This is a genomic window from Allobosea sp. P1_B10, assembly GCF_056406735.1.
Genome location: NZ_JBFTZP010000003.1, coordinates 257,850 through 273,399 on the forward strand (window position 1 = coordinate 257,850; position 15,550 = coordinate 273,399).

Consider the following 15,550-nt stretch of genomic DNA (forward strand, 5'->3'; position numbering starts at 1 on the left):
CAGTGCGAGGTCCGCGTGACGCATCCGCCGCTCTACATCGATTTCCTGAACGCGCTCGATGTCGAGGCGCTGGCCTTGACCGACGCAGAGATCATCGGGGCCGTCGAGGCGGGGCTGGCGGCCCAGGGCCGCAAACAGACCGAGATCGAGCCGCGCGTGCATCTCATGCCGAAGGCCGGCGCCAATGGCCACTTCAACGTCCTGCGCGGGGCCATTCGCGCGCCCTTGAACCGGGCCGGCGTCAAGGTGATCGGCGACTTCGTCGACAACTACAAGCTCGGCCTGCCCTCCGAAATGGGGCTTCTGCTTTTGATGGACCCGATGACCGGCGTGCCGACCGCGATCGTCGACGGCAGCCACCTCACCGACATGCGCACCGGTGCAATCACCGCCATCGGCGCGAAGTACCTGGCTCGCAAGGGCTCGAAGGTGCTCGGCCATGTCGGTGCGCGCGGTACCGCCTACTGGAATGTCCGCCTGCTCGACTCGCTCTTCGATTTCGACGAGATCCGCGTCCATTCTCGCCGGCCCGAGAGCCGCGATGCCTTCGGGGCAAGGCTCTCCGCCGATCTCGGCAAGCGCGTCGTCGTCACGCTGGATTGGCGCTCCTGCGTCGAAGGCGCCGACATCGTCGTCGAGGCCTCGCGCCTGAACGCCCCGGAGCCGCTGCTGAAGACGCAGTGGATCAAGCCCGGCGCCTTCGTCGTGCCCTATGGCACGATGAGCGCGGTCGAGCTCTCCCTGACCGACATCATGAGCAAGCTCGTGGTCGACGACTGGGGCCAGTGCAAGGGCGGGCCCTTCGGCTCGCTGCGGGCGCATGTGGAGGCCGGAAAGCTCTCGGAGCGGACGCTCCATGCCGAGATGGGCGAGATCGTCGCCTGCCTGAAACCGGGTCGCGAGCGCGATGACGAGACCATCCTGTTCTGGCATCGCGGGCTCTCGCTCTCGGACATCGCGCTCGGCCATTTCATGCTGGAGAAGGCGAGGGAGATGGGTCTCGGCCAGCGCCTGCGCTACGCGTGACCCTTGTTGCCAATGCGCGGATGTATGCTGTCGATGCGGCGACCGCCGCCGCATGGACGCGGCTCTTCGCCTATGTCTCCGAGCACAGCGGCGTCGCGCTCGATGTCATCGCCCATGCCGCGCCGGCCCCGCTGGAAGAACTCTGGCAGCGCGACGATCTCGGCCTTGCCTTCATCTGCGGCTACCCGTTCGCGCGCGTCGGCTTTGCGGTTCGCCCGGCTGCTGCGCCGATCCCGGCCTCGGGCGACGGCCGGCCGCTCTATGCGAGCCATCTCGTGGTGCGCGGGGACAGCGACATCTCGACATTGCAGGGTAGTTTTGGCCGCCGGATCGGCTGGACCGTGGAGCATTCGCAATCGGGTTTTAACGCCGTTCGCACGCATCTGCTGCCCTATCGCCAGCCGGGCAAACCCCTCTATGCCGCGAGCCTCGGCCCGCTCCTGACGCCGCGCCGGGTGATCGACGCGGTGCTCACTGGGACCATCGATATCGGCCCGCTCGATTCCTATTTCTACGATCTGCTGGTGGTGGCCGAACCGGAAACGGCAGCCCGCCTGCGCATCGTCGCGACGACAGCGCCTCGCCCGATGCCGCTGCTGGTAGCGTCGCAGAGCGTCGATGATGCGACCGTCGCGGCGTTGAGGCAGACGCTGCTGATGCTGGCCGACGATATTGACGCGCGCGGATTGATGCCACGCCTGCGGCTGTCGGGCTTCGTCGCCATCGAGCCGAGCAGCTATGACGTGCTGATCCGCGAGGCCGATGCTGCGGATACGGCAGGCTACACACAACCCGGCTGACAGGGCTCCCCCGTCATTGCGAGCGAAGCGAAGCAATCCAGGGGGGCGTAGAGTTCCGCGGCCTCTGGATTGCTTCGCTTCGCTCGCAATCACGATCAAGCCGACGCCGTTCCCGCGCTCCGGGCACGGATCGCCGCCAGCGTGATCTGGCCCAGCGGTGTGTCGGTCTCATCGACGATCGTCGCGGCGTCGCGGCCTTCCGCCAGCAGCGCCGACAGGACCTCGCGGACCGACAGCGAGCCTGCGAGCCTCGGTCCGCCTGACGCTTCGCCCGGCTCGACCGCGTCGCGCGCACGCACCAGCGAGAGCCGCCGCAGCGCGCGGTCGGCTCCGACGAAATCGGCCACGAACGCATTGGCGGGCGCCGCCAAAAGCCGGTCCGGCGTATCGTATTGCACGAGCTTGCCATCGCGCATGATCGCGACGACGTCGCCCATATGGATGGCCTCGTCGATATCGTGCGTGACCAGGATCACGGTCTTCTGGAGCCGCTTCAGGATCGCCAGAAACTCCTCCTGCAGGCGTCCACGCACGATCGGATCGACCGCCCCGAAGGGCTCGTCCATCAGCATCACCGGCGGATCGGCGGCGAGCGCGCGGGCAACGCCGACGCGCTGGCGCTGGCCGCCCGAGAGATGGCGCGGATAGCGTGACAGATATTGCGAAGGATCGAGCCCGACGAGGTCCAGCATCTCCTCGGCGCGCGCCTTGATGCGGGCCGTATCCCAGCCCAGCAGCTTAGGCACCGTCGCGACGTTCTGCGCGATCGTCATGTGCGGAAACAGCCCGATATGCTGGATGACATAGCCGATATGGCGGCGCAGTTCGACTGGATCGGCCTTGGTGACATCGCGCTCGCCGACCAGGATGCGCCCCGATGTCGGCTCGATCAGCCTGTTGACCATGCGCATCGTCGTGGTCTTGCCGCAGCCCGAAGGCCCGATGAGCACGCAGATCCTGCCCTTCTCTATGGTCAGGTCGAGCGCGTCTACGGCTGGCCTGGCTACGCCGGGAAAGTGCTTGGTCACGGCTTCCAGCTGGATCGTCATGAGGTCCCCAATCGCAGCTGGCGGGTCATCAGGCGTTCGAGCAGGGCAAAGCCGACCTCGACTAGGAGCGCCAGAGCCGCGACTGCGACGGCGCCGGCGATGAGCTGGGGGAAGTTGAAATTGGCCATGCCGGCCGTGATCAGCTCGCCCAGCCCGCCGCCGCCGATGAAGGCGGCCAGCGTCGCCGCCGAGACAATCTGCACGGCCGCCGTCCGGATGCCGGCGAAGATTACCGGCAGGGCGAGCGGAATCTCGATGCGGGCCATCACCTGCGCGTCCGAGAAACCCTGGCCGCGCGCGGCATCGACGATGTCGGCATCGACCTCGGTGAGGCCGGTATAGGTGTTGAGCAGCAGCGCCGGCAGGCCATAGAGCGTCAGGGCCACGACGGAGGGCAGGAAGCCCGTGCCGAGCAGCGGCAGCATGATCACCAGCAGCGCCAGCGAGGGGATCGTGCGCAGGATGTTGACCAGGGCTATCGCGGCATTGGCCAAGCCGCGATGGCGCGTCAGCGCCAGGCCGGCCGGCAAGGCGATGACGAGCACTGCGGCCAGCGCGACCCCGGTCAGCCAGAGGTGGTTCTGCAGGGCCACGATGAAGATCGAGGGATTGGCTGCGATCCAGGCGCTCATCACGCGCTCTCCGCCTGGTTGGCGCGCAGATGCACTTCGAGCCGTCGCAGGCTCTCGTCGCAGAGGATGGCAAGCGCCGAGGTCACGACCGCGCCGGCAACGACCTTCTCGCCGAAATCCTGGGTGATGCCCTGGAAGATGATGTCGCCGAGGCCGCCGGCATTGATGAAGGCCGCGACCGTCGCGACCGAGACCTGAGTCACCACCGTAATGCGGATTCCCGCGATGATGACGGGGAGCGCCAGCGGCAGTTCGATGGCGAAGAGCCGGCGCCAGCGGCCGAAACCCATGCCGTCTGCGGCATCGAGGATGTCAGGCGAGATCTCGCGCAGGCCTGTCGAGACGTTGCGGATGATGATCAGCAGGGCATAGGCGACGAGCGCCACGATCGCCGGCCAGAAGCCGAGACCGAGATACGGGATCAGCAGCGCGAAGATGGCGAGCGCCGGCACGGTGTAGAGGGCGCCGGAGACCAGCAGGACGACAAGCGCGAAGCCCGGCCGCCTGGCAGACAGCACGCCGAGCGGCAGGCCGATAGCCAGCGCTATGACGAGGCCGACCGCCACCAGCTGGATATGCTCCCAGAGCGCCAGCAGCAGGCGGTCATAGTTCTCGATCGTCCAGCTCATGACGGCGCCCCGTCAGGGACGACAGGCGCGGCCCTGATCAGCTCGCCGGCCTCGATCGCCAGTGCCATGTCTTCATACTCGGCGCCCATCGGCCGGTCGTCATCGAGCCCGGCGACCCGCCCGCGCATGTAACGCTGCGCCAGATCCGTGCCCCGGCCGAGCCTGATCGCGCCGCGGAGATCGACCGCCTCGGCCGCGACGACGAGTTCGACGGCCGCCAGCCGCGCCAGCCTGCGGGCGAGCGCATGGGTCTTCTCGACGATGCGCGGCGTCATCGGCGCATAGTCCTCGACGCCATCGGCCACCGGCAAGGTCATCGCCCCGAGAGGCAAAGCCAGGTGGCGGATCTCGGCCTCGAGTGCGGCGGCCGTCTTCTGCGACGTGGCAAACCCCGCATGCGAGCCTCCATGCCTGGTCAGGAAGCGCGGCAGGTCGCTCATGGCGGGCGACATCAGCTTGACGATGCGCGCCGCCGAGGTCGCGGCGAGATGCGAGAGCGCCAGGCCCGCCGCCTCCAGCGTCAGGGCAAGCTCCGTGGTGTCGAAATTCACGCTGGAGAGCAGCGCCTCGCGAGCAACCAGAACGGCGGGGCTGTCGGGTACGCTCGCCAATTCGGCTTCGACCGCGCGGCGTGCGGCGGCGACCGCAAGGCTTGCGTGTCCGGCGACCGGGGCAAGGCAGCGAAAGGACAACGGATCCTGCACCCGCCGCGCCGCGCCCGGCGCAAACAGGTCGCTACCGGCCAGGATCGCCCGGATCTGTCGGGTCCCCGCGATATGGCCCGGCATCGGGCGCAGGCGCGCGAGTTCGGGATCCAGCGGCGAGAGGTTGGCGCGAAAGCCTTCCAGCGCCAGGGCGCCGGCCAGGCAGGCGGCATGCAGCGCCTTTTCCATCGTGTCGACGGCAAGGGCCGCCAGGCCGACGCTCTGCGCGTTGGCGTTCAGCAGAGCGAGGCCATCCTTGGGGCCGAGTGCGGGCAATGCGATGCCGGCCGCCTGCATTGCCTCTGCACCGGGCAGCATCGCGCCACGGAATTCCGCGTCGCCGGCACCGACAAGCGGCAGGAAGGCTTGCGCGAGCGGGCTGAGGTCGGCCTCGCCGAGCGACCCGATTCGCCGCACGACGGGATGCACCCCGGCGTCGAGCATCGCGGCGATGGTCTGTGCCAGACCCGGCGACAGTCCCGATGCGCCATGGCAGATGCCGACGAGGCGCACCGCCAGCATGGCGCGCACCTCCTCGGCCGAAAGCCTCTCGCCCACGCCGACGGCTCGTGCCCGGATCGCCCTCGCCTGGAAGGCGGGGATCGCCTCGCGGCCCAGCCGCGTATCGACCGCGGCGCCCAGTCCGGTGGTCAGGCCATAGACGGTTTCGCCGCGCTCCAGCGCCTGCAGCACGACCATGCGCGCCGCTTCGAGCCGCGGGCCGACCGCTTCGTGCAGCACGACACGCACGCCACGCGCCACGGCGACGATCCCCTCAATGCCGAGGGGGGCGTCGCCGATCACGACCGTGGTATCGGCAAGCCGCCCGTTCATCGCGGGAGCCGCAACGCCCAGCTCAGAGCCCCTTGGCCTTTAGGAAGCTGGCCGCCACCGTGCGCGGCTCCTTCTTGTCGACCTCGACCTGGCGGTTCAGTTCCTGCATCGTCGGGTTGTCCAGAGCCGCGCCGATCTTGTCGAGGATCGCGACGATCTTGGCGTTCTGCGCGATTTCGGGGCGGACCACCGGCGCCAGGAAATAGGGCGGAAACAGCGACTTGTCGTCGTCGAGGGCGACGAACTTTTCGGCCGCAATCTGCCAATCCGTCGAGAAGCCGTTGGCGACCTCGATCTGCTTCTGGTTCAGCGCCTCATAGCGCAGGCGCAAGGCCGCGAACTGCTTGAACTCGGCGAATTCGGCGCCATAGACCTCTTTCAGCCCGGCGATGCCGTCACGGCGATCGACGAACTCTGTACCGGCGCCGAGCCTGAGCTTCGACGAGGCCTTGCCGAGATCGCTCAGGGTCTTGAGGTTGAACTCCTTGGCGGTCTCGGGCCGGACCACGATGGCATAGCCGTTGTTGATGCCCGACGGCTTGAGCCAGGTCAGGTTGAACTCCTTCTCGTAGAAGGCCTTCACCATGCCGCGGACCTTCTCCGGGTCGGTCTCGGTCACCCCTTGCGCCTTCATCACGGCGTTGAGGCCGGTGCCGGTATATTCGGGATAGAGGTCGATTGCGCCGCTCTTCAGCGCCTCATGCGCCACCAGCGTGCCGCCGAGATTGATCTTGCGCTCGACCTTGAAACCGGCGTTCTCCAGCGCCGCGGCATAGAGCTCCGCGACGACGAACTGCTCGGTAAAGTTCTTCGAACCGATCTTGACGGTCTGGGCCGAGACGGTCGAGATGCCTGCTGCGAACAGAGCCGCCGCGGCGAGGAATGTCTTGATGAAGCGCATGGCGTTGAATTCCTTGGTTTCCAAGAGTTTTCACGTCCAAGAACGGCAGGCTAGCAAGCAGCGCTGCCGATGCAAGCGATCAGGCGGGCAAGCGCGCGATCGCAGGATCACCTTATCGTGGCCGCGCCGGCTGCGCGGCACGCTAGGGCAGAGTGTTGCGTTCGCCGCCCGCGATAGCGACGGGAAGGCGGTTCTCGATAGGCGAAAGCGGGCAGATCCAAGCCTCGGAATAGGCGCAGGAGGGATAATAGGCGAAGTTGAAATCCAGGATCAGCCGGCCCTGGGGCGTCGCGCCGAGATCGGCGCTCTTGATGGTGTCGAGCAGATAGCGCCCGCCGGCAAAACTCTCGCGCCCATTGCTGGCATCGCCGAAGGGCAGGAAAACGCCGCCGCCATAGCCCTCGATCCAGTACAGCGTGAGCTCGCGGCCCAGCGCTGCGTCGAGGCCCTCCGTCAGAGCGAACGGCACCAGCGTCATCGTTCCGTCCTTGCCGGCCTCCAGCCTGATCGTCTCGCGCTCCCGCGCCGGGCCCAAGCCAGCCTCGAAGCGCAGTGTGGGGTCGTAGGGGAAGCAGTCGATGCCGCGAAACTGGGCGCGGCGAGCGACCGATAGCGGCGATTGAGGATGCTCGCGGAACAAGCTGTCGCGGGTGCTGCGCCAGAGCTCCCAGCCCGCCTTGCCCGGCTGTGCGCGCACCCCGGCATAGAGGTCGGCGACCTGCCGGCGCCAGTCATGCAGGCTCGCAAAGCGCTGCAGCGTCATGTCGGCCGGCCCGCTCGGGCTGGTCCGGGTGAGCTGTTGGGTCATCGCACGCCTCCTGCACTCGATCGATGCCGCCGTGTCGGGCGCAGCGTTGTCAACGCGCCAGAGCCCATCAGGTTGCGGGTCGGGATGAATGAACACAGGTGCGGTCAGCTCCTGTCAGGGGCATGGCACCCATGGCCTGGCAGGCCGTGCCGGGTGGCGGCGCTTCGGAGGCAAGCGGCTGGCAACCCCGGAGTGGCCGCGCTATATCAATCGTTCCTATTCCGTTCACGAGGTTCCAGGCATGACCCGGCGATCCGGCAGCGCCGACCTGCCACTGCATCACGGCCGCGTGCCGGCCTGGCTCGGGCAGCGGATGACGCAGCTCGGCGCGGTGATCTGCGAGGCGATCATCCATCATTATGGCCGCGAGGAACTGCTGCGCCGGCTGGCGCATCCCTTCTGGTTCCAGTCCTTCGGCGCGATCATGGGCATGGACTGGCATTCCTCGGGCATTACCACGAGCGTGATCGGGGCCCTGAAGCGGGGCCTGACACCGCTCTCGGGCGAGTTGGGCCTCCATGTCTGCGGCGGCCGTGGCCGGCACTCCCGTCAGACTCCGGTCGAGCTGGAGCGCATCGGGGCCAGGGTCGGCTTTGACGGCGCGGAACTCGCAACCGCGAGCCGGCTCGTCGCGAAGGTCGACAGCGCGGCGGTGCAGGATGGCTTCGACCTTTATCTCCACGGCTTCTTCGTCACCGATGACGGCCAATGGGTCGTGGTCCAGCAGGGCATGAATGGCGATGGCGGCCTCGCACGGCGCTATCACTGGCAGTCGGAGGGACTGGGCAGCTTCGTCGAGGCGCCCCATGCCGCCATCGACGGCGAGCGCCAGGGCAACATCATCAACCTCACCGACAGGCGTGCCGCAACTTCGCGCGACGGCCAGCTCGCCTTGCTGCGCGAGATCGGGCCCGATGGCATCGTCCGGGCGTTCTCGGCTCTGGAGCGCGACCGCGCCCCGCCGGTCCCTGCGCCGGCACAGCTGGCGCTGCCCCATCTCGTCATGCCGGCTCATCACGATGTCAGGCCCAAGGATGTGATCGCCCGACGGCTGCATGGCGCGCTGACGGCGGCAGCCGATAGCGGTCCGGCGGACTTTTCCGAGCTGCTTCTGGTGCCGGGTGTGGGCGCGCGCACGGTGCGCTCGCTGGCGATGGTCGCCGAGGTGATCCATGGCGCGCCCTGCCGGTTCGCAGATCCTGCGCGCTTCTCGCTGGCGCATGGCGGCAAGGACCGGCAGCCCTTCGCCGTGCCTACCAAGGTCTATGACCAGACCATCGCAGTGCTGAAATCCGCCGTCGACCGCGCCAAGCTGGGGCAGGACGACAGGCTCGCCGCCATCGCCAGGCTCGACCGGGAAAGCCGCCGCCTTGAGCGCGTCTCAACCGGCCCTACGCTCGACGAGTACGTCACGGAAGAGCGGCTGCGCTCGGCCGAATACGGTGGCCGCAGCGTCTTCGGCTGGGAACAGGCGGAAGCCGAAAGCGAACCGCTGGGAACGGCTGAAGCCGGGAAGCGCTGACGCGCCCTTCGCGATCCCGGTAACGGCCGAGGCGCTGCTCACCATAGTCGAACTGCGCTCGATTGCATATTGGCGATTTTATCCAATTGACAGGACAGGGGCCCGTCCGCTTTGTTCTGCCGGTCCTGAACCGGGAATTGCGATGGCTGCGACACACTCTCCTCGTCCCAAACTGCCGCAATTCCGGCAGACCGTGACAGGGGCGGCCGTGGCCGAGCTGCGCCGCCGCATCCTGTCCGGGGCTGTCGCGGCCGGTGATGCGCTGCGGCAGGACGCGCTGGCGAAGGAGTTCGGCATCAGCCGGATCCCGATCCGGGAGGCTTTCCACCAGCTTGCCGCCGAGGGGCTCGTCACGTTGCATCCGCATCGCGGCGCCGTGGTCACGTCGCTCTCGGCCTCGGATATCGCCGAGCTCTTCGACCTTCGGGCCATGCTTGAGCCCGACCTGATCAGGCGTGCCGTGCCGCATCTGCTGCCGGGCGATTTCGCGCTCGCCGAGGGAATCCTGGCGGATTACGAGACCGCGATCCGCGAGCGCGACCTCGATGCCTGGGGCGAGCTGAACACCGAATACCATCTCTCGCTCTATCGCGCCGCGGGGCGCAGCCAGACGATCGAGCTGGTGCGGGTGCTGCTCGCCAACACCGATCGCTATACTCGCGTCCAGCTCGCCATGTCGGAGGGCGCGATCGCGCGGGCGAGACGAGAGCATGCCGCGCTGCTGGCGCTGTGCCGCGCCGGCGATGCCGAGGGGGCGGCCAGGCTGACGCTCGACCATGTGCTCGCGGTCCGCCAGGACCTGCTGCAATTGCTTCAGCCCGACGCCGACGAGGAACTCGCGCCCGGCGCCTCGGCGGCCTGACGCGCCATCATCGCACTCATCACGAACAACAGACGGGGATCACGGGCATGACGATCGGGGTGGGCGGATCGAGCTTCGAGGCGGAACTCGCCAGGCTGAAGCCGATGACGGACGGCATCGAGCCGATCGCGGTCGCGGAATTCAAGGAGCGGGTCGCCAAGGCACAGGCACTGCTGCGCGAGCAGGGGCTGCAGGCTCTCTATCTCGATACGTCGACCAGCCTGGCCTATTTTACCGGCATAGAGCTCGGCCTGAGCGAGCGCCTGCACGGCGCGGTCATCCCCGTCGAGGGTGAGATCGCCTATCTCAGTCCGGCATTCGAGGAGCCCAAGACGCGCGAATACATGAAGTTCGGAGACGATGTCCGCTGCTGGGAAGAGCATGAGGACCCGACCGAGCTGGTCGTCGAGACCATCCGCAGCATGGGCTACGAGAGCGGGCAGGTCGCGCTCGATCCGCATACGCCGTTCTACATCGTCGATGGGCTGCGCAAGGCCGGAAACCGCTTTGCCTTCACGCAAGGGGCCTCGATCACGGCCGCGTGCCGGCAGCTGAAATCGGCCGCCGAGATCGCGCTGATCCAGCGCGCCATGGACATCACGATGGAAGTCCATCGCGCCGCTGCCCGGGCGTTGCAGGTCGGCGTCACGACAGCCCAGGTGAAGGACTTCCTCGAGCGCGCCCATCTCAAGCTCGGCATGAGCTGGACGAGCGGCGCCGCCCAGTTCGGCGAGGCGACCGCCTACCCACACGGCGTGCCCTATGAGCAGACGCTTCAGGATGGCGACATGGTGCTGATCGACATGGGCACCAAGCTCGGCGGCTATCGCTCCGACATCACCCGCACCTATGTCTTCGGGACCCCGACGGAGCGCCAGCGCGAGATCTGGGACCTCGAGAAGCGCGCGCAGCTCGCCGGATTTGCCGCCGCCCAGCTCGGCGCCCCCTGCGAGAACGTCGATTTCGGCGCGCGCGGTGTCATCGAGGCCGCCGGCTTTGGTCCCGGCTACAAGGTCCCGGGCCTGCCGCACCGTACCGGCCACGGCCTCGGCCTCGATGTCCACGAGGAGGCCTTCATGGTGAAGGGCAACAAGACGCCCCTCCAGGCCGGCATGTGCTTCTCGATCGAGCCGATGATGTGCATCTACGGCGAATTCGGCGTCCGCCTCGAGGACATCGCCTACATGACACAGGACGGTGCCCGCTGGTTCACCCAGCCGGCGCATACGGTCGACGATCCCTTTGCCTGCGAGGCCTGACCGGCTCCGCCCCGGCCGCCTTTGAACCGCTCCCCCATCCCACCAAAAAGGAAACGCCAAATGGCTTCGGATATCTTCTCCGGCACGATTCCGGCCCTGATGACCCCCTGCAAGGCTGACCGCAGCCCCGATTTCGACGCGCTCGTCCGCAAGGGCCAGGAGCTGATCGCGGCCGGGATGTCGGCGGTGGTCTATTGCGGCTCGATGGGCGACTGGCCTTTGCTGACCGACGAGCAGCGCCAGGAGGGCGTCGCCAGGCTCGCCCAGGCCGGCGTTCCCGTCATCGTCGGGACCGGCGCGCAGAACACGCAGCGCGCCGCATCCCTCGCAAGGCACGCCAGCGAGGTCGGGGCCAAGGGCTTGATGGTGATCCCGCGCGTGCTCTCACGTGGCCCCTCGGCGACGGCTCAGCGCGCGCATTTCTCGGCCATCCTCGAGGCCGCCAACGGCCTGCCCGCCGTGATCTACAACAGCCCCTATTATGGCTTCGAGACCCGCGCCGACCTGTTCTTCGACCTGCGTGGGCAGTTCCCGAACCTGATCGGCTTCAAGGAGTTCGGCGGCGCCAAGAGCCTGACCTACGCGGCAGAGACGATCTCGGGACAATCCGCAGACATCACGCTGATGGTCGGGGTCGATACCCAGGTCTTCCACGGCTTCGTGAATTGCGGCGCAAGCGGCGCGATCACCGGTATCGGCAATGTTCTGCCCAAGCCGGTGCTGCATCTCGTGGCGCTGTGCGAGCAGGCTGCCAAGGGCGATGTGGTCGCCCGCCGCAAGGCGCTCGAGCTCGATGGCGCGCTTGCGGTCCTGTCGGGCTTCGACGAGGGTCCGGACCTCGTGCTGTTCTACAAGTACCTGATGGTGCTGGAAGGCAGCCCGGAATACGAGCTGCACTTCAACGAATCCGACAGCCTGAGCACGGCCCAGAAGCACCACGCCAAGACACAGCTCGCGCTGTTCAACACCTGGTACAAGGCCTGGGCCGCGGCCTGAGCCTGCCGAAGGTTCAGCGCAGGCCGAGCTTGTCCAGGGTCCGGGCAATCTCGGCTTCGGCTGGCGCGGCCAGGGGCAGGATCGGGCGCGGTGGCTCGGTCCGGGTCAGGCCAAGCACCCGCGCCGCCGCGTAGACCACGCGCAGGCTTGTGTATTTGGTGAAGAGATCCCAGAGCGGCTGCAACTCGGCGTTAAGCCTGCGCGCCTCCGTGGCGTCGCCCCTCTGGATGGCGCGGACAATGCGCATGCAGGGCTGAGGGAACAGGCCGCCGAGCACGCTGTACCAGGTCTCGCCCCCGGCCAGCAGCGCCTCCGTCGCGTTCCAGTCGACCGAATATCCCAGCGAGAAACCGGCTGGCACCAGCCCCCGCAAGGACGCGAGATGGGCGGCGACGGCATCGGCAGCCGGCGCGGGGTTCTTCACCGCCGGGACTTCAGGCATCTGGCTGAGCCGCCCGATCAGCTCCGGGCTGAAGCTGAAATGCGTGGTGCCGGGATTGTTGTAGATGCACAGCGTCAACCCGGCCGCGCGCGCGACGCTGGCAAAATGCTCAAAGACCTCGTCATCGGTGAGGGGCGTATAGGAGACCGGGGCCAGCAGCCCGGCGGCTGCGCCCGCAGCCCTGGCGTCCTGTGCCAGCGCGACGGCCTCGTCGGTGCGCAGTGCGCCGACACCGGCCAGGATCGGGATGGAGCCGACATGGGCGACCGCGATCTCGATGGCACGCCGGCGCTCGGCCCGCGACAGATAGGGATAGGAGCCGGTGCTGCCGAGCAGGCCGATCGAGGAAACACCGGCCTCGACCAGGCGCGTCAGCAGGCCGCGCAGCAGATCGGCGTCGACACGGCCGTCGGCATCCATCGGCGTGATCGGGAAGGCGGAAAGGCCCTTGAAGGACAGCATGGTGGAAATCCCTGCGGAGAAAGTCGCGACGGTCTAGGCGTGAAGAGCTGGCACGGAACGGTCTCGTCATCCTGGACAAGCCGCGCAGCGGCGCAGATCCGGGATCCATCGAAAGGCCTGAGCGCTTTACGATGGATCCCGGGACGCCCTCCGGCCGCCCAGGATGACGATGCAATTCCGTCAGGTCTCGGTGTCCTCTAGGCCTTTAATGGCTCAGCAAGAAGGGCCGGAAATGCTTGCTATGGGCAGGTCACTTCAGGCTGCGCTTTCTTCTAGTGCATCCCGGATACCCTGCACCGCGCCCTTGATCGCGTCGGGCTGGAAGCTGCCGAAGCCGAGGATCAGCCCGTACCGGACGTCGCCGCCATTGTAGTAGGGCGACAGGGCACGCGCCTCGATCCCGGCGCTTCTGAGCCTTTGCCCAAGCGCGACATCGTCCGTGCGGTCGCGGAGGCAAAACACCGTATGCATGCCCTGGTCGCCCTCGACCATCGCGCCGAAGGCAGCGAGTTCGGCCGCGCATTCCTGCAGCAGCACGCGCCGCCGCTTCGCGAAAATGAATTTTATCCGCCGGATATGTGCCTCGTAGTGGCCGCCAGCCATGAACTCGGCCAGCAATTGCTGCTCGGCGCTGGCCGATTGCCGGTCGATCAGCAGGCGCGCCCCGGCAAAGGCGGGGATCAGCGCTTTGGGCGCGATCATGTAGCCCAGCCGCAGGCCCGGGAAGAGCATCTTGCTGAAGGTGCCGAGATAGACCACCGCCTCGTCTGCGCCGTCGAGCCCCTGCAAGGCGGGGAAGGGCCGGCCGGCATAGCGCAACTCGCTGTCGTAATCGTCCTCGACGATCCAGCCGCCGCTCTCCCGCGCCCAGTTCAGCAGGGCCAGGCGGCGCTCCATCGACATCACCATCCCCAGCGGGAACTGGTGCGAAGGCGTCACGAATGCGCCTTTTGCCGCCGGGGACAACGCAATGCCGGCCTCGACCATCATGCCCTTGGCATCGACCGGCACAGGTACGGGGACGAGCCCGGCGTCGCGTGCGACGGCCATGAGCGGCTGGTAGCAGGGGTTCTCCATCCAGACGGCATCGCCGGCCGAAAACAGGACGCGCGCGCAGAGATAGAGCCCCTGCTGCGTCCCGGCCGTGATCATGACCTGGTCGGGCTCGCACTGGATGCCCCGCATGCGCCGGACATAGTCCACCACCTGCTCGCGTAACGGCCCGAAACCATGGGGCGGGGCGTAGCCGGCATTTCGCCACGGCGTGCGCGCCAGCCCCGCCGAGATCCGGGTCCAGGCTTTTCCCGGCGAGAGTTCTTCCGTGGGAACCCCGACGGCCAGCGGCAGTGGCCGCTGCGGCGACTGCATCTGCGCAGCCCCTGCCAGCAGCACCGCCTTCGCGGGCAGGGAGCGGGTGCCGGTGCTGGCCGCATTCCGCGGTTTTGACGCCCGCGACGCGACCGAAAGCGTCTCCTGCGGGAGTTGTGCGGCGATGCGCGTCCCCGAGCCGATCCTCGTCTCCAGATAGCCTTCCGCGACGAGCTGGGCATAGGCGGTATCGACGGTCGCGCGGGCGACTTTCAGGCGCGTGGCGAGGTCGCGGATCGAGGGCAGGCGATCGCCCGGCCGTAGCGCACCCGTCATCGTCGCCGCACGGATCTGCGCCGCCATCTGGTCGCTGATCGCAGGTGCGCCCGCCTGGCGGCGCAGGCTGATCGGCAGGGCGATGTCGGCTGAACCGCGGCGGCTCATGCGAGGAAACCAATCGGCGCGCTCATGCAAAGTGACCTGGTCGAATGGCGGGTTTCCGTGCCTCGTGCCTATACCATCCGCGCGCTATCAACGGCAATGACGGGTCCGCTTCGGGTTCGCCGATGGGAGAATGTCGTGACAGAGAGCCTGCAGAACTGGCAACCCCGTCCCCGGCCCGCGCGTGAGACGCTTGAGGGCCGCTATGTGCGGCTGGAACCGCTCGATCCCGCCCGGCATGGCGACGAGCTCTATGTAGCCAGCAGTGTGCCCGATGCGGCCGAGCGCTTCGCCTGGCTGTTCGAGGATGCGCCGGAGAGCCGTGCGGCCTTCCAGCCCTGGCTCGAGCGCGTGGCCGCGAGCGAGGACCCGCTCTTCTTCGCCGTCATCGACAAGGCGAGCGGTGTCGTTGCAGGGCGCCAGACGCTGATGCGGATCGACCCGACGCACGGAGTCATCGAGATCGGCAGCATCTATTGGGGCCCGCAGATCGCGCGTCGCCCGGCCGCCACCGAGGCGCAGTACCTCTTCATGAAATACGCCTTCGAGACGCTGGGCTACCGGCGCTACGAGTGGAAATGCAACGACCGCAACGGCCCCTCCAAACGCGCGGCCGAACGTTTTGGCTTCAAGTTCGAGGGACTGTTCCGCAACCACATGGTGGCCAAGGGCGAGAACCGCGACACCGCCTGGTTCTCGGTGATCGCCGGCGAATGGCCGGCCTTGGGGCAGGCCTATGAAGCCTGGCTCGATCCGGCGAATTTCGACGCCGACGGCGAGCAGAAGCGCAGGCTGGAGGAGGTTCGCGCGGATTTCGGCGCCTGAGGCCCGCTGAGTTCCAATCGAACGCGCCGTCATCCTGGGCGCCCGAAGGG

At 67.6% G+C, this 15,550-nt stretch carries 15 protein-coding genes; 7 read left to right on the forward strand and 8 right to left on the reverse strand.

Annotated elements, in window-relative coordinates; genetic code table 11:
- Window positions 1-15 precede the first annotated feature (15 nt).
- Both AC1D2L_RS08650 and AC1D2L_RS08655 read left to right on the forward strand, forming a co-directional pair.
- Window positions 16-1,026: an ornithine cyclodeaminase family protein gene (locus AC1D2L_RS08650; protein WP_476845448.1), complete on the forward strand. Its 1,011-nt coding sequence runs from the start codon at window positions 16-18 to the stop codon at window positions 1,024-1,026.
- Window positions 1,023-1,826 (forward strand): phosphate/phosphite/phosphonate ABC transporter substrate-binding protein, encoded by an 804-nt coding sequence (locus tag AC1D2L_RS08655; RefSeq protein ID WP_476845449.1) that lies wholly within the window; start codon window positions 1,023-1,025, stop codon window positions 1,824-1,826. Before AC1D2L_RS08650 ends, AC1D2L_RS08655 begins: the two co-directional genes overlap by 4 nt.
- 95 nt (window positions 1,827-1,921) lie before the next feature.
- Here the strand turns inward: AC1D2L_RS08655 and AC1D2L_RS08660 are convergent, their stop codons facing one another.
- The 6 genes from AC1D2L_RS08660 to AC1D2L_RS08685 form a co-directional block, all read right to left on the reverse strand.
- On the reverse strand, window positions 1,922-2,875 hold the full coding sequence (locus AC1D2L_RS08660) for an ABC transporter ATP-binding protein (protein WP_476845450.1): 954 nt from the start codon (window positions 2,873-2,875) through the stop codon (window positions 1,922-1,924).
- Window positions 2,872-3,507 (reverse strand): ABC transporter permease, encoded by a 636-nt coding sequence (locus AC1D2L_RS08665; RefSeq protein WP_476845451.1) that lies wholly within the window; start codon window positions 3,505-3,507, stop codon window positions 2,872-2,874. The genes AC1D2L_RS08660 and AC1D2L_RS08665 overlap by 4 nt, the downstream gene beginning before the upstream one ends.
- Window positions 3,507-4,136, reverse strand: coding sequence for an ABC transporter permease (locus tag AC1D2L_RS08670; protein ID WP_476845452.1), 630 nt, complete (start codon window positions 4,134-4,136; stop codon window positions 3,507-3,509). Before AC1D2L_RS08670 ends, AC1D2L_RS08665 begins: the two co-directional genes overlap by 1 nt.
- A complete protein-coding gene (locus tag AC1D2L_RS08675; protein ID WP_476845453.1) occupies window positions 4,133-5,674 on the reverse strand; it encodes an aromatic amino acid lyase in 1,542 nt (513 codons plus the stop codon). Before AC1D2L_RS08675 ends, AC1D2L_RS08670 begins: the two co-directional genes overlap by 4 nt.
- 22 nt (window positions 5,675-5,696) lie before the next feature.
- Window positions 5,697-6,575 (reverse strand): glycine betaine ABC transporter substrate-binding protein, encoded by an 879-nt coding sequence (locus AC1D2L_RS08680; RefSeq protein WP_476845843.1) that lies wholly within the window; start codon window positions 6,573-6,575, stop codon window positions 5,697-5,699.
- A 142-nt stretch (window positions 6,576-6,717) separates the two neighbouring features.
- The gene (locus AC1D2L_RS08685) at window positions 6,718-7,383 is read right to left on the reverse strand and encodes a DUF1684 domain-containing protein (RefSeq protein ID WP_476845454.1); all 666 of its coding nucleotides are present in this window, start codon (window positions 7,381-7,383) and stop codon (window positions 6,718-6,720) included.
- Window positions 7,384-7,624: 241 nt separating this feature from the next.
- Here AC1D2L_RS08685 and AC1D2L_RS08690 point away from each other — a divergent pair, with 241 nt between their 5' ends.
- The 4 genes from AC1D2L_RS08690 to AC1D2L_RS08705 all read left to right on the forward strand — a co-directional run bounded on the left by AC1D2L_RS08690 (window position 7,625) and on the right by AC1D2L_RS08705 (window position 12,022).
- Window positions 7,625-8,905: a DUF763 domain-containing protein gene (locus AC1D2L_RS08690; RefSeq protein ID WP_476845455.1), complete on the forward strand. Its 1,281-nt coding sequence runs from the start codon at window positions 7,625-7,627 to the stop codon at window positions 8,903-8,905.
- A 142-nt stretch (window positions 8,906-9,047) separates the two neighbouring features.
- Complete coding sequence (locus AC1D2L_RS08695) at window positions 9,048-9,767, forward strand: GntR family transcriptional regulator (protein WP_476845456.1); 720 nt, start codon at window positions 9,048-9,050, stop codon at window positions 9,765-9,767.
- Between the two features lie 47 nt (window positions 9,768-9,814).
- Window positions 9,815-11,026: a M24 family metallopeptidase gene (locus tag AC1D2L_RS08700; RefSeq protein ID WP_476845457.1), complete on the forward strand. Its 1,212-nt coding sequence runs from the start codon at window positions 9,815-9,817 to the stop codon at window positions 11,024-11,026.
- Between the two features lie 60 nt (window positions 11,027-11,086).
- Entirely contained in the window at window positions 11,087-12,022 is a 936-nt protein-coding gene (locus AC1D2L_RS08705; RefSeq protein WP_476845458.1) for a dihydrodipicolinate synthase family protein, read from the forward strand.
- A gap of 13 nt (window positions 12,023-12,035) precedes the next feature.
- Here AC1D2L_RS08705 and AC1D2L_RS08710 read toward each other — a convergent pair whose 3' ends face one another.
- Window positions 12,036-12,926: a dihydrodipicolinate synthase family protein gene (locus AC1D2L_RS08710; protein ID WP_476845459.1), complete on the reverse strand. Its 891-nt coding sequence runs from the start codon at window positions 12,924-12,926 to the stop codon at window positions 12,036-12,038.
- 255 nt (window positions 12,927-13,181) lie between these two features.
- Window positions 13,182-14,678 (reverse strand): MocR-like pyridoxine biosynthesis transcription factor PdxR, encoded by a 1,497-nt coding sequence (pdxR, locus tag AC1D2L_RS08715; protein WP_476845460.1) that lies wholly within the window; start codon window positions 14,676-14,678, stop codon window positions 13,182-13,184.
- A gap of 96 nt (window positions 14,679-14,774) precedes the next feature.
- On the opposite strand from pdxR, the gene AC1D2L_RS08720 reads away from it, so the two are divergent.
- The gene (locus AC1D2L_RS08720; protein WP_476845461.1) at window positions 14,775-15,500 is read left to right on the forward strand and encodes a GNAT family N-acetyltransferase; all 726 of its coding nucleotides are present in this window, start codon (window positions 14,775-14,777) and stop codon (window positions 15,498-15,500) included.
- The last annotated feature ends 50 nt before the right edge of the window (window positions 15,501-15,550 follow it).